21 protein-coding genes are annotated in these 25,475 nt (G+C 41.7%); 12 read left to right on the plus strand and 9 right to left on the minus strand.

Going from position 1 to position 25,475, the window contains the following annotated elements:
- The first annotated feature begins 172 nt into the window (after nt 1-172).
- A complete protein-coding gene (locus UABAM_RS22165) occupies nt 173-1,861 on the plus strand; it encodes a hypothetical protein (protein ID WP_151970179.1) in 1,689 nt (562 codons plus the stop codon).
- A gap of 720 nt (nt 1,862-2,581) precedes the next feature.
- Here the strand turns inward: UABAM_RS22165 and UABAM_RS22170 are convergent.
- The 9 genes from UABAM_RS22170 to lgt form a co-directional block, all read right to left on the minus strand.
- The gene (locus tag UABAM_RS22170) at nt 2,582-3,352 is read right to left on the minus strand and encodes a MerR family transcriptional regulator (protein WP_151970180.1); all 771 of its coding nucleotides are present in this window, start codon (nt 3,350-3,352) and stop codon (nt 2,582-2,584) included.
- Nucleotides 3,353-3,451: 99 nt separating this feature from the next.
- Nucleotides 3,452-4,807: a DUF4932 domain-containing protein gene (locus UABAM_RS22175; RefSeq protein WP_151970181.1), complete on the minus strand. Its 1,356-nt coding sequence runs from the start codon at nt 4,805-4,807 to the stop codon at nt 3,452-3,454.
- A gap of 26 nt (nt 4,808-4,833) precedes the next feature.
- Nucleotides 4,834-5,919, minus strand: a complete 1,086-nt coding sequence (locus UABAM_RS22180) for a GTPase domain-containing protein (RefSeq protein WP_151970182.1) — start codon at nt 5,917-5,919, stop codon at nt 4,834-4,836.
- Nucleotides 5,920-5,931: 12 nt separating this feature from the next.
- The gene (locus tag UABAM_RS22185; protein WP_151970183.1) at nt 5,932-6,726 is read right to left on the minus strand and encodes a hypothetical protein; all 795 of its coding nucleotides are present in this window, start codon (nt 6,724-6,726) and stop codon (nt 5,932-5,934) included.
- Nucleotides 6,727-6,905: 179 nt separating this feature from the next.
- The gene (locus tag UABAM_RS22190) at nt 6,906-8,543 is read right to left on the minus strand and encodes a M1 family metallopeptidase (RefSeq protein ID WP_151970184.1); all 1,638 of its coding nucleotides are present in this window, start codon (nt 8,541-8,543) and stop codon (nt 6,906-6,908) included.
- Nucleotides 8,544-8,582: 39 nt separating this feature from the next.
- The gene (locus UABAM_RS22195; protein WP_151970185.1) at nt 8,583-9,674 is read right to left on the minus strand and encodes an LptF/LptG family permease; all 1,092 of its coding nucleotides are present in this window, start codon (nt 9,672-9,674) and stop codon (nt 8,583-8,585) included.
- Nucleotides 9,658-10,758, minus strand: a complete 1,101-nt coding sequence (locus tag UABAM_RS22200; protein ID WP_173013490.1) for an A/G-specific adenine glycosylase — start codon at nt 10,756-10,758, stop codon at nt 9,658-9,660. Before UABAM_RS22200 ends, UABAM_RS22195 begins: the two co-directional genes overlap by 17 nt.
- Nucleotides 10,751-11,914 (minus strand): acyl-CoA dehydrogenase family protein, encoded by a 1,164-nt coding sequence (locus UABAM_RS22205; RefSeq protein ID WP_151970187.1) that lies wholly within the window; start codon nt 11,912-11,914, stop codon nt 10,751-10,753. Before UABAM_RS22205 ends, UABAM_RS22200 begins: the two co-directional genes overlap by 8 nt.
- Nucleotides 11,915-11,972: 58 nt before the next feature.
- On the minus strand, nt 11,973-12,884 hold the full coding sequence (gene lgt, locus UABAM_RS22210; RefSeq protein ID WP_151970188.1) for a prolipoprotein diacylglyceryl transferase: 912 nt from the start codon (nt 12,882-12,884) through the stop codon (nt 11,973-11,975).
- Nucleotides 12,885-13,324: 440 nt separating this feature from the next.
- Here lgt and UABAM_RS22215 point away from each other — a divergent pair, with 440 nt between their 5' ends.
- The 11 genes from UABAM_RS22215 to UABAM_RS33510 all read left to right on the plus strand — a co-directional run bounded on the left by UABAM_RS22215 (nt 13,325) and on the right by UABAM_RS33510 (nt 25,255).
- Nucleotides 13,325-14,209 carry a bifunctional 5,10-methylenetetrahydrofolate dehydrogenase/5,10-methenyltetrahydrofolate cyclohydrolase gene (locus UABAM_RS22215; protein ID WP_151970189.1) on the plus strand — a complete coding sequence of 295 codons (885 nt, stop codon included), beginning with the start codon at nt 13,325-13,327 and terminating at the stop codon, nt 14,207-14,209.
- Between the two features lie 74 nt (nt 14,210-14,283).
- Nucleotides 14,284-14,754, plus strand: a complete 471-nt coding sequence (ndk, locus tag UABAM_RS22220) for a nucleoside-diphosphate kinase (protein WP_151970190.1) — start codon at nt 14,284-14,286, stop codon at nt 14,752-14,754.
- Nucleotides 14,755-15,248: 494 nt separating this feature from the next.
- Complete coding sequence (locus UABAM_RS22225; protein ID WP_151970191.1) at nt 15,249-16,211, plus strand: serine/threonine protein kinase; 963 nt, start codon at nt 15,249-15,251, stop codon at nt 16,209-16,211.
- Between the two features lie 39 nt (nt 16,212-16,250).
- Nucleotides 16,251-16,820, plus strand: coding sequence for a polyhydroxyalkanoate synthesis regulator DNA-binding domain-containing protein (locus UABAM_RS22230; RefSeq protein WP_151970192.1), 570 nt, complete (start codon nt 16,251-16,253; stop codon nt 16,818-16,820).
- A gap of 1 nt (nt 16,821) precedes the next feature.
- Nucleotides 16,822-17,991, plus strand: a complete 1,170-nt coding sequence (locus UABAM_RS22235; protein ID WP_151970193.1) for a hypothetical protein — start codon at nt 16,822-16,824, stop codon at nt 17,989-17,991.
- A gap of 10 nt (nt 17,992-18,001) precedes the next feature.
- Nucleotides 18,002-18,763 carry a hydroxyacylglutathione hydrolase gene (gloB, locus tag UABAM_RS22240; protein ID WP_151970194.1) on the plus strand — a complete coding sequence of 254 codons (762 nt, stop codon included), beginning with the start codon at nt 18,002-18,004 and terminating at the stop codon, nt 18,761-18,763.
- Between the two features lie 268 nt (nt 18,764-19,031).
- Entirely contained in the window at nt 19,032-20,210 is a 1,179-nt protein-coding gene (locus UABAM_RS22245) for a TraB/GumN family protein (protein WP_151970195.1), read from the plus strand.
- A gap of 11 nt (nt 20,211-20,221) precedes the next feature.
- Nucleotides 20,222-22,222 carry a coiled-coil domain-containing protein gene (locus tag UABAM_RS22250; protein WP_151970196.1) on the plus strand — a complete coding sequence of 667 codons (2,001 nt, stop codon included), beginning with the start codon at nt 20,222-20,224 and terminating at the stop codon, nt 22,220-22,222.
- A gap of 215 nt (nt 22,223-22,437) precedes the next feature.
- The gene (locus UABAM_RS22255; protein ID WP_151970197.1) at nt 22,438-24,333 is read left to right on the plus strand and encodes a bifunctional serine/threonine-protein kinase/ABC transporter substrate-binding protein; all 1,896 of its coding nucleotides are present in this window, start codon (nt 22,438-22,440) and stop codon (nt 24,331-24,333) included.
- A 609-nt stretch (nt 24,334-24,942) separates the two neighbouring features.
- Nucleotides 24,943-25,080: a hypothetical protein gene (locus UABAM_RS33505; protein ID WP_173013491.1), complete on the plus strand. Its 138-nt coding sequence runs from the start codon at nt 24,943-24,945 to the stop codon at nt 25,078-25,080.
- A gap of 1 nt (nt 25,081) precedes the next feature.
- Nucleotides 25,082-25,255 carry a hypothetical protein gene (locus UABAM_RS33510; protein WP_173013492.1) on the plus strand — a complete coding sequence of 58 codons (174 nt, stop codon included), beginning with the start codon at nt 25,082-25,084 and terminating at the stop codon, nt 25,253-25,255.
- Nucleotides 25,256-25,475: the final 220 nt, after the last annotated feature.

The raw sequence follows: 25,475 nt of genomic DNA on the forward strand, positions 1-25,475 counted from the left end.
AGTGTTTTTACTAAGAGCACCAGGCATAAACAGTGATTGTAAAAATCTTTTAGAATGATTACTATATAAAATTACAAAAAGCTAATCTTAACCTCTATGTCATCAAAAAACGATTTGATATTTTCGCATAAAAAAACAGGAACAAATATTTTCTAGAGAGGGAAACAACACAATGAAAATATCTTCTATTGGTATTGCGATCATTGTAATGATTATTGCAATAGGTTTTCACTTTTCGCAGTTAGGGCAATTAACCTCTGCACATGCGGCGATTCACAATGGTGAGCAAAGTTGTCATGCGTGTCACACCCAACAAAAGAATCCACGGGGCGACGCATTACAGTGTATTGTGTGCCACGAACAAGCCGATCGCGGGACGAAACTAAATGTTCACGGACTGCCAAATGAGTACTTTCGCACGATTGCGAAACGCAATTACGGTCCTTTTGCGCAAAGAGCGAATGATTTCCCCCAAGCGGCGTGCGCCACATGTCATCAGGAACATCAAGGACGTAATTTTGACCTAACCAAGTTAAATGACCGCAAATGCCAAACGTGCCACCAACAAAAATTCGCAAACTTTTCTTCAGCTCATCCTGAATTCGCGCGATATCCTTATAAACGACGCACAAACATTATGTTTGATCACGCAACGCATTTTGAAGACTATTTTACACATAAAAAAGACGAGGGGGTAGAAAACATACCTGACAAGTGCAATGCATGCCATGTACTTAACAATGACGGACAGTTGATGAAGACAAAAACGTTTGAGCAAACGTGCGCACAGTGTCACGACAATGACATTTTAAAGTACGAACAAGATATTGATGTGATACGCTTTCCCGGCTTTCTCATCGAAGATTTTTACGCGTACTCCAAAGAGCTTAAAATGCGTCCCAAATTTAAAAAATGGCCGTCTATAGATGAAGAGGAAATGGGAGAGGCTACCGATTTTATGCGTCTGTTGTTGTCAAAAGACAAAGAACTTGACAACAACGACATCAATGAATATTTAGAGACATATCTTTTCGATCTTATTGCCGAGTCTCCGGAGGAGGAAGACAGGAATGAAATACAGGCAATAAATGCATATGTCATGATGATCAAACGTCTTTGCGACGAAATTGCGGACGAAGATAATTCGGCTTTAAAAAAGCGTTTGCAGAAAGTTCTTAAAGTGTCAATGAGTGATGAACTTTTGCATGATTTATTTCCTGATGCGTCCAATATGCTGCAAGTCATTCGATCTCGTATTCTTCCGCCAATTCATCCGAAACACAAAGAACGATTTCGCGCTTTTGAGTTTGAAGAGAAAGAGCTACCCACCGGCTGGTACTTTAGTGATTATACCTTGAGATATCGCCCCAGAAAACACCGCGATTCGATGATGAAGGCATGGTTAGATTTAATGGCAAAAACTTATAACATGGATAAAGTAGGTCCCGGAAACAACTTTGACGGCAATACTCACTATGTGATGAACGCATTAAATCGCTGTTTGAAGTGCCACAGTGTGGAGAAATCGGAAGATCGCAATTCCGTGTTGAAAATCAATTGGAAATCCAGCTTGCCGAAGTATTCACCAAAATTTACACGTTTTTCACATCGACCACACATTTTGGCGCAAATGGATTGTTCTTCATGTCATATTTTGAACAAAAAAGATTTTGATAAATCTACCTATGACATGTCTTATGAGAATAAAGACCCCAAAAAATTCATGAATGAATTTCAATTTATAGAGAAAGATTTATGTAGCAAATGCCATAATCACAATGTTGTGGGGGAAAATTGTACATCTTGCCATAATTACCATGCCATTCCATTTGTAAACAAATTTACCGATAATGGAAAGTGAGTAGAACGGTGGTCGTATAGATATATGCTAGTGTGCGATGCCCTCTCCAGCGGCTAATCGCCGCTGACTCTGACGTTGATGTGAATTATGAAAATCGTAATCGTCACCGTAGCCATAATCGTCGCCGTGACCGTGACCTTCAATGCCATTGACTTAAGCGTAAATACTTTTTAATGATAAGCTTACCTTACCGTGTTCTCTGGAACTAGAAGTTCCCTCAGGGTGTCATCCCTTACTTGATAAGGGATCCAGGCGTTTACAAGTCAACTTTACATTGCTGGATTCCTGCGTTCGCAGGAATGACACCTTGTGGTAGTTCCGGCTCAATAAAACTGAGGCTTACCTCAGCGGGCGTTCATCCCTGACTTGATCAGGGATCCACGAACAGAAGTCGACTTTATATTGCTGGATCCCGTATCTTTCCAAAAAACTTTGTTTTTTGGGTACGGGATGACAAGTATTGTAAACCTTTTTGGGTTTTACACTTACCTCTTAAGTCAATGGCATTGGACCGTGACCTTGACCGAAAAAATCGGTTACGACTACGGTAACGATTACGACTACGGACTACGGTAACGATTACGACTACGGACTACGGTAACGATTACGACTACGGACTACGGTAACGATCACGACTACGGTCAAGGTCACGGTCACGGTCACGAAAAATCGGTGCAACACTTGAATGTAAAAGCTTTGTTTTAAGAGAATTACATGACTTTACACTTCATTCAAATCATCACAGTATACGACAATGGCTTCGTACAAGAACTGCGCTAGCCCGCTTTGCATATCTTCAAAATACGCGGTGAAGCGTGGGTCACTTATATACATTTCTCCCAATCCACGAAAGATTTCCGGAGTGCAGTTGTAAAAGTACTGACAGAAACTTTCCCGTAGCGCGGCAACGGCCTCTTGTACATTGTTGTCTTTCGCACCTTGCGGCATATGAGCGATTACCTTTTGATAAATTCCCGACATTTGCTCTTGGATATTTTGCCAGTCTTGCGCTGTGTATTGCGAAGTTTTGCGTTCGCTGTCTTTGTAAGCGTTCGTTTTTCCCCATCTTTTTTTCACCTCTTTGGCGTATAGCGCTTTGTGTTTACGAATAGTCTCCATTTCTAAACCTCCAAAAAGATCTTGTTTTTCTAACTTGGTATTGTTGTGAATCGCCGATAGCGTTTGCTCTATGGTACCCAGTATTTTCTCCAGGCGCTTTTTCTTTTGCAGGAGAAAATTTTTGTGCATCTTTAACGCTTGTTCGCGATCAAAATTCGGAGAATGCAAAATATCTTTGATCTCTTGTAAACGAAAATCTATTTCGCGAAAAAACAGAATTTGTTGCAATTTTTCGAGATTGTCTTCGCTGTAAAGTCTATATCCTGCTTGCGAAGTTTGTGCGGGTGTCAACAGACCAATGCGATCGTAATGGTGTAAGGTTCGTACGGTGACTCCTGTTATCTCCGCCACTTCTTTTACTTTATAAAACATATTTTTTCCTCCACAAACGAACTATACGCTATGACGTAACGTCAGGGTCAAGGCGAAAAAATTTTTTTGTTCAAAAAATTTCGTGTATATCGCTGCGATCTACTTTGTCGAAAAAGTGAAAAATATGGGAGCAAGAGGTACACCTTCTTTACTAATGAAGCCCCGTTGTCCTTGAGAATTTAGGGCGAAACCGTATTTCTGACCACTTTGCAGTTGAACGGGCATGGTGAAAATCGTATGGTTTTCATTGTAATAGACATTACCTGTGAGTGGAGGAAAGGGAAGTGTGGTTTTCATAACCGACCATGAAAAATTGCGCATGGGCCGATCGAAGACAATGACTATTTTGTCTAAAGTGGCAGAAACGTCTTTGCTACCATTTACAGGAGAAGTACGAATGATTTTAGGGGTTTTTTGTTGCAGTTCATCTATTTTCAGTGACCATTTGTGAAAAAAGGCCACGATTTGCGGGAAAAATTGCGCAAAATTTTGGTACTGTTTTCGGTCGTATTTGTGGAGAAGGGTGACTAGATCTTCTATCCATAGAAAACCTCTGTTTCTTTCCTGGTGAATGAGCAGTTGTGCGTTGCCACTATTGTCGTGAACATAACGAATCACACACGCGCGTACAATAGATTCATAGATCATGTATTGCCATTCACTGTATGCTTGACGACGCATGGCTTGTGCTGTGTAACTGAATAACTTTTGCGCGGGTTTTTGCAATTGTTTTTGATGTTCGTCGACCAAGGGATTTACATATGTGTGACAAAATTCATGGATAATAAACGGTACCACCGTGGCAGGAAAGATCGCGTCGCCGTTTTTGTCGATGTTCCACACTCCCATGATACTGTATACATGTAGAGTTGTTTTGTCTTTGTAACGCGTGGCATAGTTCATTGGCCCACCAATAATATTGACCACAACGTGAAATGGCGTGGCTTTGGTGGCAAAAAACTCCGTCACCCAGTTGTGTTTACAGTAAGTGTCGAGTGTTTGTTGTAATCGTGCGCAAACTTTGGAGTATAGACCTTGGTTTTTTTGGAAAAACTTCGTGAAATTTGTGTGTTGCGCAAATTCTTGGAGTGCTTTTGTGAAGGTATGAATGATTTTACTATTCCAGCGTTTGTCCATTTGCGCGTTGGGCAAAGTGGTATTTGAAACGGTAAAATCCATATTCATATGTGCCGCGATATCCATAGGCGCGTTGTAGGAAATCCCAAAATTTTGACGCAATTGTCGCGCGAGTTGTATGGCGCTGTGGTTGCGAAAATTTTTAAAATAGTCGTTCACCTTCGCGGCATATGTTTTGTGAAACACACGGTTGTATTCCGGATAATCGGCAAGATGACATACGATGGAGCACAATTCTACGCGCGGATCTACCTTTACTTTGAGATTTTGTGCACAAAGAGGTAACAACAGCAACATAAATAAACATGAGATCTTCATAGATAACTCCTAGTGTTGGAAACCAACTAAAAATGAATTTCACAGTTAGGTAACTGTGAAGTAAGCCAGTTTTTATGTTGTTTATCTATGCTGTTTTCTGTCAGGTTCATAAACTGGAGATTTTGTAATCTTTTTATAGAGGCGGGTAGATGACACAGAAAGTTTTTACTGAGGTCTAGGTGGGTAAGGTTGCGTAATCTACCTATCTCAATGGGAATATCCCTAATTCTGTTGTGCGACAAGACCATACTATTGAGAAAAGTGGCATCAAACATCCATGGTGGGGCGCATAGCAATCTTTCTTGCCGAAAATTCACTTCGTAGTCTCCCGAGAAGTCGCAATTGGTGAGTTCGCAACGTCCGAAAAACGCGATCTGTGCTTTATTGCCGTAGAAACTACAGTTGTGAAATTCGCCATTTTCAAATCTTACTTTGTTTTCAAGATGAAACGTACACCCTTCGTATCGTGTTTGTTGATCTATTTGTTGTAGTGTTTTTCCTTGCTGTTGATCGCGTATATCGCGTCGCACTTCGTTCATGATTTTTCCATATAGGCGCTTTAAACACATTTTCATCGTATCAAAAACACCGTATGCCGTTGTGGCGTTGGCAAGCGTTGAATAAAAACCATAATAGTTGATCGCTCTTTGCAGTTCCTCTATTTCACAAGCGTCTTTGAGGTCTCGCTTATTCCACTGGATGACCTTCAAAATATCGAGAATGTCTTCTCCGTAGAGGTCCAGTTCCTGTTCTAACTTTTGTAACGCTGCGAAATTTTTTCGTAGTTGACTTTTACGGCTGTCTGCGACAAATATGACACCATCTACTGTTTGCAAGACTTTCTTTCGCAGAGATTCTTCCATATCTGGTTGCAAAACGAAAAGTTGTAACTTGGTGTCGATGATGTCCATGGCGTGGATGGCCTCTATGATCTCCATCGGATAACGAACGCATACACTTGGTACGCCATGCACATCATGCCAATCCGTACGTTCTTCTATCGGTGTATGGTCATATAATGATTGTAAATTGGTCGTCTTTCCCGATGACGCGGGTCCACAATAAGCAATACGAACCCATATTTCGCGTTTTTCGCGATCGAAGTACGCCATAAAAAAGTACCCTTATGAGCGCAGCGCACGACGACAGTGCAAGGCGATGTCTTTGATATAGATATTACCTATGCCGGAAATGACAATATTCAATTCGATCGCACTCGGACTTTGTTTGCGGCTAAGGAAAAACGGAATGGAAAATCTTTGCCAATCCTGCGTTCCGCGAATGGGACTATTCACACCGCGTGAAAAATATTTTTGGCCGTTGTCAAACACGGCCCACATTTCCAGGTATGCTTCTTCGACGTTTTCGCTTTTGATATAAGCTTCGTAAATGATCATACTGTCGGCAAGTGATGTCGCACAATCGTAGTGAAATAAGGAGAAGGTTTTTTTGTGTTGTTGGGTTTGCTGGATGGCAATCATCTGATTTTCACAACGTGCGTCTTTGTCTAAGGGCTCATCGGTGAATTTGCACAATAGCTCGCGTTTTTTGGCAAAAGGACCGTAGTTTCCGACATAGGCAAATTGCACAAATAAAAAGGAAAACGCAAACAACATCGACCAATAATACTGGTGGAGAATACCCAGTTCACTAGTACTTCTGAGTACCAGCAAACACAATGTCGCCGGAAAAAGAGCCAACACAAACAAGCGCATCGCTTGGCTAACCGAAAGATTGGTACGCCAACGCCATAGTAAAATTCCCAGAGCTGTTACACAAAGAGCGATGTTAAATCCAATAATAGGGTGCAAGTATGTCTGGCCACTCCACAGCATTTCCGCGGCGAGAAGGTACATCCATAGACTACTCCCAATCACCCCTCCAAACCATCCCCATTTATTCCAACCGTTTTCGTTCATGGTCTCTCCTAGTTATCCCAGGTGTCATTCCTGCGAAAGCAGGAATCCATGACTCAAAGTCGACTTGAAAACGTCTGGATCCCTGGTCAAGCCAGGGATGACAACCTGAATGAGTTGTAATTACTGGTTGTCTTATCTCTTTTTTCTATGTATTTTACAAAAAAACAACCCTTATGAGTTTAGTTATCTTCTAAAATATTTTGCGTGGAAATGTAAAAGTTTTTATCGGCCTTTAGCTGGCGAAATGACTTTGGCAATGCCATACTACGCCATGAGGTGATGGGATCTAACCATAGTGATTTTCCATCACCGAAAGAAACACGCAGTGGCATATTGAACATGGCAATGGTATTTGCCCAACGATAGAATAGTCTTCCATCGCGAACATAGTATTCGAAATTAGGAATGCGTATATCGCGTAGGTATTGATCAAAAATATAGCGTAAATCCATTTTGGTGCGCTTGTTGATATAGTCTTCTATTTGCTCGGTGCGAACCGTTTGGTGATAAAAATCGCGATTGAGCCCGCGCAAGATCTCACGCCATACCTTGTCGTCATCGATGATTTGGCGAATGGTATGCAAGAAATTTGCTCCCTTGAAGTAAATGTCATCACCGGTTTTATAAACATTGTATGGACCGATGATGGTTTTTTGATTGCGAATTCTGGTTCGTGAGCCAATTACATATTCGCTACCAGCTTTTTTGCCATAATGATAGTCGACAAATAGGCTTTCCGAATAGTTGGTAAAACTTTCGTGAATCCACAAATCCGCGACATCTTGCGAAGTGATATTATTGGCAAACCACTCATGGCCACTTTCATGTATGATGATAAAGTCGAACTTCAATCCCCAGCCAGATCCGCTAAAATCTCTGCCTTTGTAGCCCTTTAGGTAGCCATTGCCATAGGTGACCGAACTTTGGTGTTCCATTCCCAGATACGGAACCTCTACCAATTTATAGCCATCTTCATAGAAAGGATATGGTCCAAACCAGTGTTCAAATGCCTCTAACATTCGCGGCACATCTTTAAAGTGCTCTTTGGCTTTTTCTAAGTTATAGGAAAGTACATAATAATCGCAATCAAGTTGTCCTTTTTCTCCGTTGTACTTTTCGTGGAAATGCACATAGTCGCCAATATTGATATTGACGCCATAACTATTGATCGGATTCTGGACAACCCAATGAAAGGTCTTGGTTTTGGCTTTTTTGTCGTGATCGATTTTTTGCAAACGGCCGTTGGAGACGTTCATTAGATCATCCGGTACGGTAACGCTCATCGCCAAACTCTCGGCCTCGTCGTAAGGATGATCTTTGTTCGGCCACCACAAACTCGGTCCTTCGGTTTGGCATGAACTCGCGACAAAGTGCTTGCCGTTGAGATCTCTGCCCCAGGTGATTCCGCCCTCCCACGGTGGCATCTTACTCTCTTGGGGATAGCCCGAATATTCGATCAAAATCTCATTCACCGCATCGACAGTTTGTGGTTTTTTTAGCGCAATAAAATGCGAAAATCCCTCTTGACGTATACTCAGTTCCTCTCCGTCTTGTAAGACGCGTGTTATTTTCATCGGTTGCTGCATTTCTATTTGCAGTTCGTGGTACGGAGACAAAACTTTGTAACGCATGAGATTTGAACCAGAGATATACTTCTTTTCGGGATCAACGACTATTTGTAAATGATAATGCTGTACATCCCACCACTTTCGCGCGGCGGTGATACTTCCTCGTAAATAGTCCTGACGCGTAAACTCTTGGCCACACAAACTGGTAACTACAAGGGATAACATGACAAATGACATGAGTGATTTCATATACTTTCCTTCATAAAAATACCCTTCTCTGCTGCGAATTTAATTGGCAGTGATAATGGTTGCTACGCCAGCAGAACCTAGCAATATGATGGGAAAACTCGCGGCAAATAACGGGGTGAGCAGCTCTTTTTTCCCCATACCCAAACACAAAAAATTAATGCAGTAAAATATCAGCGTTAATATGATGCACACAATGATTTTCTGTGGGAAATTTTCAATGGCACTGTGCAGGATGACGGCGACGGTTAGTAGCACTAAAAAAATAATACTAATCGGTGTTGTCCAACGATTGTACATGGTCACCAGTGCTCCGGGGTTTCGATAGGATTTGTAAAGATCTCTGAGTTGTGCGTAACGCAAAACATCGAGATTTTTATCCGGGGTGAGCAATTTATAGAGAGTTAAATCGGTGTCTAGTTTGTATCCATCTTTGGTGATGATCGACTCTTCATTTGTTTCATAGTTGACGATCGTTCCTTTGTACAATACCAGGGTATCGTTTTCCCACTGTCCGATTTTCGCTTCGATGACTTTTTCGGGAATATAGTTTTCTTTTTGGAACTGCGTGACGCGAACATCGTATATTTTTTGCGTGAGAGGATTGATAATCGCAATGTAAAACACGCGCTGTTTATTGTCTTTGTATTGAGAAGCAGAACGAACTCTTCGCCCTTTGCGAATTTTGTTTGTCGAGATGATTTCATCGCCGATTGCGGGGAGCAAATATTCTTGGGTGTAGACCATTCCCCCGGCAATAAGGATCGCGAACACCACAAAGGGAAGCGCGATACGATAGTTGGAAAGACTCGTTGTTTGCAAGATAACGAGTTCCCTACTGCGCATCATGCGCAATAAGGTAAATACCGTTGCAATCACTGTAATTAGCGGGGTGAAATAGTACAAAATCATCGGAGACAAGTACATGTAGTGGCTGACAATGATCGATATGAGACTTTGTTGCTGTTTTCCTGTCTCCTGCGCCGCTTCGTTGGTTCTTTCTACATATGTGGAAAATCGATGAAAATTTTCAAATAAATCTACGACGATAAAAAAGCACATAATCGTCATCATACAAATACAAAAAGACAATAGCATGGAAGAGATGACATAGCGATCAAGTATTTTCGTCATGTAAATTCTCCGAATTTGCAAAAGACTTCCAAATTTTATTCAGTGCTGAAGAAACCAAATATTCCGGTACTTGTTGTTGCGGAGTCCACAGCAATGTATTTTTGTTGGTATTCTTTTCCCATGTTTTACTAGAAATGACATGCGGGAAAATGGAAATACGATGCTTGGTAATACCGTGCTTCAGCGTTTTTAGTGGTTGCGCCTCGTATTTCTTGATCAACTGCGATACCGAGTGTTTGCTGTCACTCCACGAACACTTTTGCATACCGTCTTGCGGAAACTCCAGTAACGAAGGAAATGCCACTTGCTTTTTTAAAAAGTAAAAGTCATTCCAGCGTTGCAGTAGAATGTCTTCCCCTCTTTTGACAATAAAGATATGCCAATTGACATCTACCTTGGGCGGCTTTTGCGCTTTCATGGGATAGTCATTGACCACATCCTCAGCATAAGCCTTGCAGTACTCACTGATTGGACAATCGCCACATTTTGGTTTACTGCGCGTACAGATTTTTTGACCCAACTCCATGATGGCTTCGTTGGTATCTCCGGCAGGTAAACCTTTGTATAATTTTTGCAATTGCTGTATACACTTTTTGTCCGTTTGCGGATCACGAGGAACTAAAGGCCATTTATTCACACGTAGCAAAACGCGCTTTACGTTGCCATCGCACACAGGGTGTGGCAAATCAAAACAAATGGATGCAATTGCCGCTGCTGTGTAGGGGCCTATAGACGGTACTTGTAGCAATTCATCATAGGTTTTGGGAAGTTTTCCAGAGAAGTTTTCCGTTAAATACAAAGCACCTTTGCGTAAATTTCGCGCACGTGAATAGTATCCCAGACCGCGAAATTCATACACCACTTTCTCTTCTGAGGCATTTGCCAACGATGCCACATCGGGAAAGTGGTGAAAAAAACGCTGTAACGGTTTGAGAGCCGCCTGTATACGCGTTTGTTGCAAAACGACTTCGGACACCCACACGCGGTATGGATTGCGTTCTTCACGGAAAAAATACTCTTCGCGAACTTCCCAAAACCACGCCAATAATTTTTTTAGCGTTTGTTTACTGATACGCTTACTCAAAAGCACTTACTCCTGTGAGATGTTGCCCTAAAATTAATGTGTGTACTTCGTGAGTTCCTTCGTAGGTAATCACAGTCTCTAGATTCATCATATGACGCATAATGGGATATTCGTCGACAATACCGTTTGCCGCAAGTATGTTACGTGCGGTGCGGGCGGTGTTAAGGGCCATGCGAACATTATTGCGCTTTGCAAGAGAAATCATCGCCGGACGAACTTGCTTTTGGTCTTTGAGTTCGGCAAGACGAAATGCAAGGAGCTGCGCGTGCGTAATGTCAGAAGCCATTTCCACAAGTTGCTGCTGGATCAATTGGAAGCTAGCGATGGGTTTGTCGAATTGGATACGCGTTTTGGAATAGTCCAGTGCGCAGTGGTAGGTCGCTAAAGCGGAACCGATCGCTCCCCAAGCAATTCCATATCTTGCTTGCGACAAACACGACAGCGGAGCTTTTAAACCTTGCGCTTCCGGCAGCATATTTTCCTTAGGGATAAAGCAATCATTGAAGCTCAATTCCGAGGTGATCGAGGCGCGAAGAGAAAATTTGCCCTTGATCTCGGTAGCGGTAAACCCCGGAGTATCCTTGGGAACGAGAAATCCATGGACTTTTCCATCTAATTTTGCCCATACCACCGCAACATCGGCAATGTTACCGTTGGTGATCCACATTTTGCTACCGTTGAGCAAAAAACCATCTTTGTGCGGCTTGGCGTTGGTGAGCATTCCCGCAGGATTCGAACCAAAGTCAGGCTCCGTTAAACCAAAACAACCTACTTTTTCCCCCGCAGCAAGTTGCGGAAGCCAGTGCTCTTTTTGTTGCTGCGAACCATAACGCCAAATGGGGTACATGACAAGTGCACCTTGGACACTGGCAACACTGCGTAAAGCACTGTCTCCGCGTTCGAGTTCTTGCATGATAAGTCCATAGGCGCGGTTGTTGATTCCCGCACAACCATATTCTTCAGGAAGTTGCGAGCCTAAAAAGCCCAGCTTTCCCAATTTGGGAATAAGCTCAACGGGAAATGTGGCGTCGCGATGGTGTGCAGAAATGATTGGCATAAACTCTTTGTCGACAAAATTCTGCGCCGCTTGCCAAATCTGCTGTTCTTCGGTTGTTAAAGTCTCATACATTTTATATAGATCTAATGTAGCAGGCATTTTGTGACTTTCTATAAATAGTGATAGGGTATGCTACAACACACCCTAATTTTGTTCTCTACGATTTGTTCTTCTTTTTATTTTTGTTTTTGTTTTTCTTTTTTTTGCTGTTGTCTTTGGTGTCTTTTTGTTCTTTCTTTTCCTCTTTGGGAAGTTTTTTCTCTGCGTATTCTGGAGCGGTGATTACGTTTAGCAACATGTATAAACCGGCAATCACAAACGGTACGCTCAACCATTGTCCCATGGTTAACCCCGAGGTAAGAACCTGGTACTCTTTAAAATACTCGACAATAAAGCGTCCAATAAAGTACACGAGAAAGAAGGCACTGATGAGTAAACCACGAGGACGTTTGCCCTTGTTTTTGTAACGTTGGTCTATCAAAAGTAAGGTTATGTATACGATCACCCCCAAAAGTACTTCGTATAGCTGCGAAGGATGGCGCGCTTCTAAAGGAACGTTCATCATTTCGGCATGTATGGGAAACTTTATTCCCCAAGGAGCATCGGTAACACGACCGACTAACTCGCTATTCATAAAATTACCAAGGCGAATCGTGATACCACAAATTCCCGCAGAAAGTGTCAGCGAATCGAGAACATCGCGAAATGGTATTTTGTAGACCCTATGATGGCGAAATAGGACTAAAATCAGTGCCAGTGTCGCCCCATGGCTTGCCAATCCCCCTTTGTATATTTTTAAAATTTCGAGAGGGTTCGATAAGAAGTATACGGGATCATAAAACAGACAGTGCCCTAAACGCGCTCCGATGAGTATGGCGAAAAAACCCCACATAACAAAATCTTCGGCCACATCTTCTTCATAACCCAAACGCGTCATCATTTGCTGCCGCCAATGCAAATAACCAATAAAAATGCCCGAGGCAAATAAAAGACCATAGTAGCGTATTTGAAATGGACCAGCTTGAAAAATAATGGGGTCTACATTCCAAATAATATCTAAAAAATACATGTTGTACTCCTAGTGGAATTTTTGGGTAGTAGTAATAGAATGCGCAGCAAAAATGTATACAATATTACAGTTGTATAGCAAATATTTTACTATTATTTCAAAGGCAAAGAAAGCCTTGATTATTTATTTCGTGGATAAGGTGACGGATATTAACTTATTTTGTTTGGTTTGTCACGACAAAAACTTGTCAAATTCACTTGCAATGTGGGAAAGTAAGGTTATACTTTGAAGTTTACCATTAGAGCATGTCATCAAACTTCATTCGCTGTCAAGCCCTCACAAACACTAAGCGTTACTTATTTTCATTTGCAATTTGTTTCGCGTAGTTTGAGTGTACGATGATGAGGTAGACATGACCTAAATGGCTTGATGAGCATTTGTATGCTTTGACAGTTACCTGAAAAATTACGTAAATTTAAAGTGTGGAAGGAAACAAAGGAATGGTAGCAAAACAGTTGGAAGGTAAATTTTTGTCCGCTAGTATTATGCAACAGGTCAAAAAAGATATTTCCTGTTTTCCTTCTCCTCCTAGACTTGTATCGCTTCTTATAGGTTCTGATAGCGGAGCATTATCGTACGCCAAAATTCAGGAGTCTGCTTGCAAAGCGGTGGGTATTTTATTTGAATTGGTTAAGTTTCCCGCTTCGACTTCTCAGGAAGAAGCCATCGACTATATCGTCAAATTAAACAACGACCCAAATGTCACGGGTATTATGGTTTTTGTACCTGTCCCCGATCATATTGACAAAAATAGCTTAATAGCAAGTATCTCACATCTAAAAGATGTCGAAGGTATCTCTCCGACAAATATGGGAAAACTATTCTATGATAATTCCTCTATCGTTCCTTGCACACCCAAAGCGGTGATGCTTCTTATTAAGAGCATTGATTACGACCTTGCCGGAAAAGAAGTTGTTGTTATTTCACGAAGTCCTATTATTGGACAACCTTTGCTTCTTATGTTGCTTGAATCGACGAACAAGTCTCCAACACCTACCTGCTGTCACATCGCAACACAAAACTTAGCCCTGCACACCAAACGAGCAGACGTGGTTATTGTTGCTGCCGGAAAAGCAAACCTAATTCACGGTGAAATGCTAAAAGAAGGTGCTGTTGTTATTGATGTGGGTATTAACCTGGTAGAAAAAGAACAAAACGGAAAAAAATCGCGTTTGATTGTTGGGGATGTGCACTACGATTCGGCGATGAATGTCGCATCATGGTTAACCCCTGTCCCCGGTGGTGTTGGTTTGGTAACGACAGCTGTGCTATTGCAAAATGTATCTTTGTTGGCGAAACAACACTTTGCGAGACTCGAAAGTTAATCTTTATAAAGACGTGACGAAACAAAACTTAACAGTCTCCACAATCTCAAACATGATATTTAGAAAGGTTAAAAATGGAAAGAACTCTAATTCTAATTAAACCAGATGCTATTCAAAGACAATTAGTGGGAACTATATTACAGCGATTTGAAAATAAGGGAATGAAAATCGCAGGATTAAAAATGATGCAGATGACCGAAGACATGGCGAAAGAACACTATAAAGACTTAGTCGACAAGCCTTTCTTCCCGTCTTTGAGTGAATTCATGACCTCTCACCCGATTATTGCGATTGCAATGGAAGGTGCGGGAGCTGTTGGTATTTGCCGCAAAATGACAGGAGCTACTTTCGGAATGAAAGCGGAGCCAGGTACGATCCGTGGAGATTATGGTGTATCTACCAGCTACAACTTAATACACAGTTCTGAAGACAAAAGTGCTGCAGAACGCGAATTGAAAATTTTCTTCAAAGACGAAGATTTCTTTTCTTACAACGCAGTAATTTCTCAGTGGATTGCAACAGAAGAAGATGCTCAAAAAGCATAGTTTGTATGTAGTCAACTGCAAGGACGTATCGCACGATACGTCCACAAACACCTTTTCTCACAAGTCGTCATTTTACAAATAGTACAAATTATCTCACAATACCGCTACTTGTTCCGATAATATATTTTGTCGTAGTGGCGTAGCGATAAAACTCATCGACATAGCAGTAAAGTTACTTTTTTGAACATCCCTTACTAGACGACCACATAGAATATTTGGTAAAATGTCTATAATACTCGTTGTATAAATATCATAGCGAAGTTTGAGAGACAGTATTCCTTCCTGGATTATCTGGAACTACAATAACAAAATGGTTTTGTAATTTTGACCGTGTAGTAACACTTCAAAAAAATTACACGACCAAATTGTACACTTGCAACGGCAAGTTTGAGGTTTCATTTAAATAAAACAACAGCGAACTGTTGGGCGGTCATTTATCTCTTGAACAATTATTGAATTCCCCAAAAATTTTGCCTACTACTAGGGTTAATATTATGGAAGATTTAAAGTATTTATCTCATTATAAAATCATCAAAAAAATAGCCAGTGGTGGTATGGGAAATATTTATCTTGCTGAGCAACTAGGGGCGCGTGGATTCTCAAAAACCGTGGCAATCAAAACAATACGTTCTTCGCTACTCAGTGACATGGAAACACTTGACATGTTCATTGGCGAGGCAAAACTTGTTGCCAATTTGATTCACGCAAATATTGTACAGGTATATCATTTTGAAAAAGTAGATAATTTTTACTACTTAATCATGGAGTATGTCGAAGGAGTGAACCTTGAAAATTTACTCAAACGCCATAACTTTATGAAAAACACGATTCCCGTTGATATTACCGCATACATTGTCAGCCAAATATGTCGTGGTTTGGATTACGCTCATCGCAAACGCGATCATCATGGCAAACGTTTAAAAATAGTACACCGCGATATCTCGCCATCTAATGTAATTCTCACCACGGGTGGAATTGCGAAACTCACGGACTTTGGTATTGCCAAAGCGATGACCATGAAAACGCCCGACGAACGGCTGGTGATTATGGGAAAATATCCCTATATGTCTCCAGAACAAGCACAATTCGAAGGGACAGATCCACGTAGCGACATCTATTCTCTGGGAATTGTTGCCTACGAACTTTTCACCGGTCAAATGGTGTTTAATGTGAGAGATGATATTGAGCTTATCGAAGCAATGAGAGTGCCTGTCACACCACTGCACGAAGTTAATACGGCAATTCCGCCTGAATTGAGTAATATCATTATGAAAGCCATTTCGTTGTCACCAAAAGAGCGGTTTCAATCGGCAAAGAAAATGGGAGAGAGTATAGATAAATTTTTGCATGACCATCGTTGTCAGGTTTCGAATAGTAAACTTGCGAAGTACTTAGAGTTGTTATTTCCAGAAAATAAAACCGCACGTTTGAAACTTCATGAAAAACCTAAAATTTAAGAATACGCTGTTTTGTTTACCGTCTATAGGGAGAACATAATGAGGTTAATTAAGCGCTACGCCAATCGCAAATTGTACGATACAATCGACAAAAAATACGTTACGCTCGAAAATATCGAGGCTCTGATCAAACAAGGTGAATCTGTCAGTATCCTTGACAACGACAGTAACCAAGATATCACCACCGGCGTTTTATCGCAAATTATTGCGGAGCAGGCCAAAAAAGAAAATCAATTCTCTCCGTCACTGTTCACACAAATTATTCGCAAAGGCAAGGGGAACATGTATTCCTATGCGAGTAAAATTGTGCAGTCTATCGGAGAAACCACTTACTTCATTGAAGAAGAAGTGCGCGGCAAGGTAAAACAACTTGTCTCTTCGGGAGAAATTACCCAAGAAGAAGGTGATGCCCTACAACAAGATTTGACAAATAACGCGCCTTCGACCATTGAGAAATTGGAAAAACATCTTGAATTACTATATTCGACTGTCTTAAATAAACTAAATATACCAGAAAAAAGCGAAGTAAAACGCCTGCGCAAAACCATTGATCGGCTAGAAGCCAAGGTCAAAGAAATCGAAAATTCTTATGATAAGGAAGGACTGTAGGATGAAGTGGCAAATAGTCATTTTATTATTTCTCACCGTTGTTCTACAAGCCGAAACGACCATTTGGTTTCGCGAAGATATTGGAAGCCCTATATACAAAAAATGCGTTTTCAAAAAAAAGAAAAATCAGGAACAAATTACCGAGAGCTACTACCTATTGGCAGATAAAAGTACCAACACCTGTATTTTGCTTTACGAACACCGCGTTTTATTAAAAGACGGTAACGCGTACAAGCAAATTCTATACAACCACAACAACAAACAAAAAATCAGTTTGCAGTTGGCCAAAGACAAAATCAATGTCCAGGTGGTGGTGGGAAAAAACAAAAATACCAACACGATGAATCGCCCACAGGGAAACGTTTACTTTCCGCTATCAGGGCGTATTTACAATCATCCGGATATTTTTACGCAGGGCAAGAAATTTTACATTCAAGTGATTCCTGTTCCCATACGCGAAATCACCGTTCTCAAATTACTAGTGGAAGTTTTGCCCAAAGCCAGAATACCCAATTCGCGAAGCGATAAATTGTACTTTGTCGCCGAAACAAAAGAATCCGGAGCCGTTGCCAATAGACGTGTTTTGTACTATGACAAAAGTGGTACCATTGTGTACTCCATCAACAAGTCACAAAGAGACTTTGTGAGAAAACGCATTTCCAAACCCAATATCTCGATACAAAAGATTCCCAAAAGTACAGAAGAGGTTTCGGACAAAGTAAAACCCATCGCACCGATTGCCAGCGTACTGTGTCGCGAAATTTACTACTCACATGCGTACCCACGTAACTGGGAGCGCACAGACATTTCTCCGTTCTCTACCGCGTACAAAGGAAAAGGTGGTACCATCGGTGCCTGGACATCGACAAATAAATTTTCGAATAACAACGCCCTAATTTCGTCACTTCTAGAAAAGTTAGGATCGAGCACATTTCCCTTTTCCAAAATAGAATCTCGCGAAGATCGCAAAGTTTTTATGGGTAGAAGCCTCTTTACCGAGAGCCTGATCAAATGCGAATCAGATTCGGGAACCAAATATATCTTAATGCTAACCGTCCTAAGAGGCGGACGCAATTTTGCCATGGTTGTTTTTGGCAATGAACGTCAATACAAAGCCAATTGGCCGACGTGGATAAACACTCTACATTCGTTTGTTCCCAATTTTAATTAAAGGAAATACTATGGGACTTTCTGTTCATATGTTGCCCATTCTCGGTGATAACTATACATATATTCTGGTAAGTGACAATGAAGTTGCCGTGGTAGATCCCGGAGTAGCGCAACCGGTATGGGACTATTTGCAACAGCACAATTTAAAACTAACGTCCATACTATGCACACATCATCACGGAGATCACATCGCCGGTAACGCCGAGCTTAAGAAAAAAAGTGGTTGTAAAATTTACGGGGCACTAAAAGACAAAAACAAAATTCCCGACATCGACCACACCCTAGAAGAGGGTGATGTTGTGACAGTAGGTAGCGCAAAAGCACAAGTCATCGCAACCCCAGGACATACCCTAGGGCACATAAGCTATTACTTTGCCGCAGACAAAAAACTCTTCTGCGGCGACACGGTTTTTGCCGCCGGTTGTGGCCGCCTATTCGAAGGCTCCCCACAACAAATGTCGGACTCTTTTGACAAGATCGCCGCTCTACCCGACGACGTAGAAGTATATTGTGGTCACGAATACACCGCAAGCAACGTGCGTTTTGCGCGTAGCGTAGACCGCGAAAATGCGGATCTGATCGCCTTTGAAAAAACGGTAAGTGAAAAACGCAGCAATAACGAGGCCACCATTCCGACAACCATCGGTCTGGAAAAACAAGTAAATCCCTTTATGCGTTGCAGTGATAAATTGATACGCGAACATTTAAATATGGAAAATGCGACCAACGCCGAAGTATTTGGCAAGATTCGCGGTTTAAAAGACAGCTTTTAATAAAATCCGATTGTCATCCCTGACTTGATCAGGGATCCAGGCGTTTACAAGTGAACTTTATATTGTGGATTCCTGCTTTCGCAGGAATGACACCCCCGGGGAAAGTTCCGTTTCCATAAAGCTATCTTTAGAGGCGGTCGTCCCATTCTAACTTTTTTGACGTACTTCAGAGATAAAAAAACTTTCTCTGTGTACTCTGTGGTTTCACTCTTTATGACCGCTCAAATCCGTTAGAGCAAGTAAAATTCAAATTATTGTGGAATAAAACATGACAAATGATACAAAACTCCCTGACTCCATCACCCATGTTACGTTGGGAGATCGAGATATTTATCTTTTAGGAACAGCACACGTTTCTAAAGAAAGCGTAGAAGATGTTCACCAAAGTGTAGAACAACTCTCTCCCGACACCATTTGCGTCGAACTATGCGATGCGCGCTTTAAAACACTGCGCAATCCGGAAAATTGGAAAAACATGGACGTTTTCCAAATCATCAAGGAAAAAAAAGCCTTATTACTTCTAGCACAGCTAGTCATGACCTCTTTTTACAAACAAATAGGGGAAGAACTAGGCGTAAAACCAGGTGCCGAGATGATGGCAGGCTGCGACCTAGCAGACGAACACAAAATCACTCTAGTTCTTGCCGACCGCGATATCCAAATCACCATGAAAAGAGTATGGGGAAACCTACGCTTTCGCGACAAACTCAAAATCATGACGCAGATGGGGGCAAGTTTGTTTGTCAGCGAAACCATCGACGAAAAAACCATCAATGAAATGAAAGAAAAGGGAAATATCGAAAACGTACTAGAAGCTTTTTCCAAAGAATTTCCCACCATAAAACGCGTACTAATCGACGAAAGAGACATTTATCTCTCGCAAAAAATACGCAACTGCGAAGGCGACAAAGTCGTTGCCGTAGTAGGCGCCGGTCACGTTCCCGGGATCACCAAAAAAATCCAAGAAGACATCGCCCTAGATCCCTACCGTGAAATCCCAAAAACCTCATGGGCCACCACGTTTGCCAAATGGTTTATCCCCCTAGCCATCATCGGAGTCTTCATCTACTTCTTCACCTATGCCGACACCGAAAAGTTTAAAGACGCTGTATACATATGGGTTGTCGTAAACGGTGTACTCTCTGCCATAGGAGCCGCCATTGCCCTAGGACACCCACTAACCATTATCTCGGCATTCGTCGCCGCCCCCCTAACCAGCCTCAACCCCCTAATCGCTGCCGGTTGGGTTTCTGGCTTAGTACAGGCATGGCTAAAACGACCAACAGTCGCCGACTTAGAAAGTCTACCCCAAGATATCAGCTCCGCCAAAGGCTTTTGGAAAAACTCCGCCTCGCGCATTTTACTAGTGGTTGTATTTTCTAACATAGGCAGCGCCATAGGCTCCCTAGTTGCCTTTCCATGGATTCTCTCAACGTTTTTTAAGTAAAAGGGATTATTATGACACAGTCAAACCAAAACAATCCATCACCCGAAGAAGGTGAAAAATCTGCATTGACAAATGTCTTAGAAAAATTTAATGCTTTAGATGCACAACTACCATCTCAAAAACATAAAATTTTACCCGCAGAATGGGTTTCTCTCGTCGTGCTAGTCGCAGCAGGAGCCGCTGCCATTTTTATATTCAATTGGCAAATATTCCTACTAGGAATCGGACTCGTCGTGTTGTGGAACATCACCGCAACTCTCACCGCCGAAGATCCAAAAATCATCCGTGTTCCCCACTGGGATGAACAACAGATAAAAGCGTGGTTTCACTTCACCGCCAAATCCAAAAGAGTGATATTTCTAGCAGTACCCTGTTTTCTAGCGGCCTTCGCCATACCAGCCTACGGCAACCCGTTTTTTGCCATGACCGTAACCCTGGTGCTACTAATACCACTAAAAATGCTACTACAATTCAGCAAATGGCCCGACTCCGCAAAATACGACAAAGACTACATCGCCCTATGCTCCTCATGTGTGGTAGGAATCCTATGCATGGTCCTAACTCTGCCTTTCGTAAAAGGCGAACTGGTACCAACAAACAATAATCAAATTGTGGACAACAATACCGAAAATAACACCGAAAACAACACGCAAAATACCGAAAACAACACCGAGAATAACACCACCGCAAAAAACAACACCGAGAACAACACAGCAGCGAACAATACCGATAAAACAGAAAACAACACAACCACACAAAAACAGCCCACAAAAGCAGTGAGCAGCAACTTCGAGAAAGACCTTCTCAAAAGACTAGTGGCCATAGACGACAAGCTGTCCTCTCTATCTCTAGACAACAGCAAAGACGTAAAAGTCGCACAAGACAAATACAAAAAAACACTACGCGAAAAACAAGACCTAAGCAACAAACTCGCCAGCAGTCTACAAAAGCTAGACACCCTAAAAAAAGAACAACAACAACTACAGCAACAAATTCAAAACAACAAAAACGCCACACAACAGATCAGCGAACTGCAACAAGAAATCAAAGCCCTAAAACTAATGGAAAAAGCGCAACAAGTTCGCATCAACACCCTGCAACGCGAAAACAAAGACCACAAAGCAAATAAAAGTTCTAGTGAAAGCCTACAAAAGAGAATTTCCGTTCTAGAAAAAGAAAACAACGCCCTAAGACTTCTAGCCGACTCACAAGACAACGCCGACCAAACCATCAAAAGACTAGAAACACAATTAAAACAACTAGAACAATCCAAAACAGACCTACAAGGCCAAGTGCAAGAGCTTACCAAGCAAAACAATGCGCTAACCAGCAACCTTCCCGAAGAACAAAACGCAAAACTACGCGAATTAGAAACCGCAAAACAAGAACTACAACAACAAGTAGACACGCTAACCACCCTAAACACAAGTCTACAACAAAAACAAAAAATTTATGACGACGTAGTCAAAGCAAAAGACAGCCTACAACGCAAGTTCAACAATCTAAATATCGAGAACCAAGCGCTAAAGCTCAACCAACAAAACGCCGACGACCTAAACGGCAAAATCAAAAACGTAGAAGCCAAGGTGGTAGAAGTCTCCAACGAGAAAAAGAAGCTAGAACAAAAGATAAAAAGCCTGACACGAGAAAACCTAACCCTAAAACTAGCACAACAAAACCTAGAAGACCTCAACGATCAGGTAAAAAGTCTACAACAACAACTCTCTGACGCAAAAGCGCAAGGCTCCAACGAAGCCGACGTAGCAAAAACACAACTAGCCACAGCGAAACAAGAGCAAGAAAAAGCACAAGAAGCTATTGCCGATTTGCAAAAACAACTAGAAGAACTAAAAGTAAAAGAACAACAAGCACAAAAACAAGCCAGCGACATGGAAAACGACATAGTCAAAGCCGCAGAGAAAATAAGCGAGATGGAACAAAGACTAACAAACGCACAACAAGAGAACGAAGCGCTCAAGCAAAAGATCGCTGAACTAGAGAAGCAAGAATAAACCAAATCATTACGAAAAAACGTCCCCCTTACTTAGGTAAGAGATTCTATTACCGAGGGGGGACAGCCCCTGAAGTAACTTCAGTTTGATTAACGAAATTTCCCCCACGTGTCATTCCTGCGTACGCAGGAATCCACAACACAAAGTTGACTTGTAAACGTAAGTAAAACACCACGTTTCAGGAACCACATACGAGTTTACATGGAGTAAAGGTTATGACAGCAAAGCACATAGGTCGTTACCGTTTAGTACGTGAAATAGGTAGTGGAGGTATGGGAAAAGTATACGAAGTATACGACCCTGTTCTTCGACGTAAAGTTGCCCTAAAGTTGCTGTTAAAATCCAACTCCAACCTAAGTATATCCAGATTTCTACGCGAAGCACAAAGCACCGCAAAACTAGACCACAAAAACATCATCAAACTACACGAAATCGAAAAACAAGACGACGGCCAAGTCTTCTACACCATGGACTTCATCGAAGGTGAATCCCTAAGCGAACTATTAAAAACAAAAAAACTAAGCATGCGCGACGGCATAAAAATCATGGAAAAAATATCCCGCGCCGTCTACTACGCCCATGTAAAAGGCATCATCCACCGCGATATAAAACCCGGCAACATAATGATCGACCGCTACGGTGAACCATGCCTAATGGACTTTGGCCTAGCAAAAGAACTAGAAGGTGACGCCACAAAATTTTCACAAACAGGTGTCATCATGGGAACCGTAGGCTACATGCCCCCCGAACAAGTCGAAGGCAAAGTACAAACAACTAGCGACATCTACGCCTTAGGCGCTGTTCTCTACAAGATACTCACCGGCAAAGTGCCCTTCGAATCCGAAAACTCCGTCACCATGATCTACCGCATACTGCAAGAAGAACCCAAACGCCCCAGAGAATGGAATCGCAAAGTACCCAAAGACTTGGAAGCAATTTGTTTAAAAGCAATCGCCAAAGACCCGCAACAACGCTACGAAAATGCCGGAGCCCTTGCCGATGATCTAAAAAGTTTCCTAAAAGGAAATCCCGTAAACGCCCGCCAAAGATTCCTGCCTCTAAAGCTTGCCAAATGGCTGCGGCACAACAAAAACCTTGCGATTATTTACGCTTTAACTACAGTAATCTTAATCTTAACGAGTATGATGAGCGTACTACTATTCTTCCCCCACAGCAGTACCAAACGTGTGTTACTACTTTTCAGTTACGAGCAAGATCTCGTCTGGGATACGCAAATCAAAGACTCCATCATAAAGTCATTCGAAGACCATTTCGTAAATGTAGACAAACACCTAAAAATAGATGAACACTACATGAACACAAAAAAACTCAGCTCTCCACAGCAAATTCAGGAGCAGGTAAAAAAGGCTATCGCCAAAATAAAAAAATACAAACCACACCTGGTAATCACCGCCGATGACAACGCCTCGGGAAAGGTCATACCCGCATTTTTCGATACCGACATACAGTTTGTATTCTGCGGCGTAAACAACGACCCCAAACAGTACAACTTCCCTCAAAAAAATGTCACTGGGGTGAAAGAGAAGTTGCTGATAGACCAAACCTTCAACATGCTACCGTATTTCTTGCCCAAGGCGAAAAACTACATTGTAGTTGTCGAAGACAGTGTATCTGCGAAGATCGTCGCGAAAGATATCGACCAAGATTTTCCGAACTACGACAAAAAAGCTACCTTGCGATCATCGAGTTTTGAGGAATGGAAAAGCTTTTTGAAGCTATATGAAGATGACATTGACTTTGTTTTGGTACCTATTTATTTAAACCTAAAGGACAAAGAAGGCAAGCTCGTTCCCGCAAAGGCCGTGATGAAATGGATACTCAAAAACATCAGCAAGCCACCTATTGGCGCGTTGGGATTTAACATTGAAGACGGTGCGTTATTGGGTGTTGTCGATACCGGAAGCAAGCAAGGTAAAACAGCTGCGAAGTACGCAATTAAGCTGTTGACCGAATCGATTGACGCAGAGAAACTTCCGTTGACAGACATCGGTAAAGGCGAGTTGTACATCAACACGGCAACAGCGAAACAATTTGGCGTAAAGATACCGAATTGGGTTTATCAATACGCCAAATTGATTGACGGAAATTAGTACGGGTTTTGGCGTAGGTTGTTTTGGGTTCTGTTTTTATTGGCTTCCAATACATTTGATGTTTTTGGGGGATTTTTGGTGATTTTTGTCACGTTTTCGCCTCGCGAATTTTGCTTGTTTGGTAACAAGAAACCTTCTATGGGTGTTCTCTGGAACTACAAAACTACCGCGGGCTGTCATCCCTGACTTGATCAGGGACCCAGACGCTTACAAGTTAGCTTTTCATTGCTGGTTTCCCGCTTACGCGGGAATGACACTTCGTGGTAGTTTCGTCTCAATAAAACTGAAGCTAGCTTCAGCAGGTGGTTCTCTGAAACTACTCTCAAACGCTTGTTTTTAGGTTGTTTTAGAGACACCGCAAAGGAAATATTTTTTAAATTGATGACAGCCCCTACGTCAAAATAGAGACTTTGCCTTATCGCAAAAACCTCTTTGTCATGTTTCCTGCTTCTACTACAGTTAAAATTGTGACATATCTTAGACAAAGACCTTTTATTGCTTTTTTACAGAACCAGTTGCTACTTTCTGCGCAATTCGTTGTATAATGTAAGGAAACCTTTATGGACGAACAAATATTGCAGCGTATGTTAGAACTTGAAAAGCGTATGAATGAATTGCAAACTGAATCAAACGTTGCGTCAAGATATGAATGTTTTACGTGGTGAATTAGAAATGCTTTGGGATGAACAGAACGAAACAATGGAAATTGTAAAGTTGGTTTTACAACAATTAAGCGAAGGACGTTAACATGGACAAAAACAAAACACTCATCGAAAAACGAGAGAAAGCTCAAAAGACAAAGCAAGAAGTAAAAGATATGCTCAAAAAATTACCACGAGAATTCCACATTATTGAGAAAATGACCACTTCCGAGATAGAAGATTATCTACAAAATCGTAAACAAAAGAGCGAAAAAATATAGCCATTAAATATCTAGGGCCTGTCATCATTCAGTGCATTCAATTAATCTTTGGTAAAACTGTTTAATATTATGATAGTACATATAGCTTCGAGCCCGCTTGCGAGCCCGAGCCCGTTTCCGAAAATATTCTAAATTGTGAATTTCTTTTGCGATTTTTTGCAATGCTTACTCGTTTGATCAAAGTCAAAATTGAAATAAAAACTTCGGGCTCGAAAAACTA

The sequence above is a fragment of the Candidatus Uabimicrobium amorphum genome (genome assembly GCF_009002475.1).
GTDB lineage: Bacteria > Planctomycetota > Uabimicrobiia > Uabimicrobiales > Uabimicrobiaceae > Uabimicrobium > Uabimicrobium amorphum.

Excerpts from the sequence above, each read along its gene's own strand:
- UABAM_RS22165 (WP_151970179.1), top strand. The coding sequence starts at position 173 with ATGAAAATATCTTCTATTGGTATTGCGATCATTGTAATGATTATTGCA.
- UABAM_RS22170 (WP_151970180.1), bottom strand. The coding sequence starts at position 3,352 with ATGTTTTATAAAGTAAAAGAAGTGGCGGAGATAACAGGAGTCACCGTA.
- UABAM_RS22175 (WP_151970181.1), bottom strand. The coding sequence starts at position 4,807 with ATGAAGATCTCATGTTTATTTATGTTGCTGTTGTTACCTCTTTGTGCA.
- UABAM_RS22180 (WP_151970182.1), bottom strand. The coding sequence starts at position 5,919 with ATGGCGTACTTCGATCGCGAAAAACGCGAAATATGGGTTCGTATTGCT.
- UABAM_RS22185 (WP_151970183.1), bottom strand. The coding sequence starts at position 6,726 with ATGAACGAAAACGGTTGGAATAAATGGGGATGGTTTGGAGGGGTGATT.
- UABAM_RS22190 (WP_151970184.1), bottom strand. The coding sequence starts at position 8,543 with ATGAAATCACTCATGTCATTTGTCATGTTATCCCTTGTAGTTACCAGT.
- UABAM_RS22195 (WP_151970185.1), bottom strand. The coding sequence starts at position 9,674 with ATGACGAAAATACTTGATCGCTATGTCATCTCTTCCATGCTATTGTCT.
- UABAM_RS22205 (WP_151970187.1), bottom strand. The coding sequence starts at position 11,914 with ATGCCTGCTACATTAGATCTATATAAAATGTATGAGACTTTAACAACC.
- lgt (WP_151970188.1), bottom strand. The coding sequence starts at position 12,884 with ATGTATTTTTTAGATATTATTTGGAATGTAGACCCCATTATTTTTCAA.
- UABAM_RS22215 (WP_151970189.1), top strand. The coding sequence starts at position 13,325 with ATGGTAGCAAAACAGTTGGAAGGTAAATTTTTGTCCGCTAGTATTATG.
- ndk (WP_151970190.1), top strand. The coding sequence starts at position 14,284 with ATGGAAAGAACTCTAATTCTAATTAAACCAGATGCTATTCAAAGACAA.
- UABAM_RS22225 (WP_151970191.1), top strand. The coding sequence starts at position 15,249 with ATGGAAGATTTAAAGTATTTATCTCATTATAAAATCATCAAAAAAATA.
- UABAM_RS22230 (WP_151970192.1), top strand. The coding sequence starts at position 16,251 with ATGAGGTTAATTAAGCGCTACGCCAATCGCAAATTGTACGATACAATC.
- UABAM_RS22235 (WP_151970193.1), top strand. The coding sequence starts at position 16,822 with ATGAAGTGGCAAATAGTCATTTTATTATTTCTCACCGTTGTTCTACAA.
- gloB (WP_151970194.1), top strand. The coding sequence starts at position 18,002 with ATGGGACTTTCTGTTCATATGTTGCCCATTCTCGGTGATAACTATACA.
- UABAM_RS22245 (WP_151970195.1), top strand. The coding sequence starts at position 19,032 with ATGACAAATGATACAAAACTCCCTGACTCCATCACCCATGTTACGTTG.
- UABAM_RS22250 (WP_151970196.1), top strand. The coding sequence starts at position 20,222 with ATGACACAGTCAAACCAAAACAATCCATCACCCGAAGAAGGTGAAAAA.
- UABAM_RS22255 (WP_151970197.1), top strand. The coding sequence starts at position 22,438 with ATGACAGCAAAGCACATAGGTCGTTACCGTTTAGTACGTGAAATAGGT.
- UABAM_RS33505 (WP_173013491.1), top strand. The coding sequence starts at position 24,943 with ATGAATTGCAAACTGAATCAAACGTTGCGTCAAGATATGAATGTTTTA.
- UABAM_RS33510 (WP_173013492.1), top strand. The coding sequence starts at position 25,082 with ATGGACAAAAACAAAACACTCATCGAAAAACGAGAGAAAGCTCAAAAG.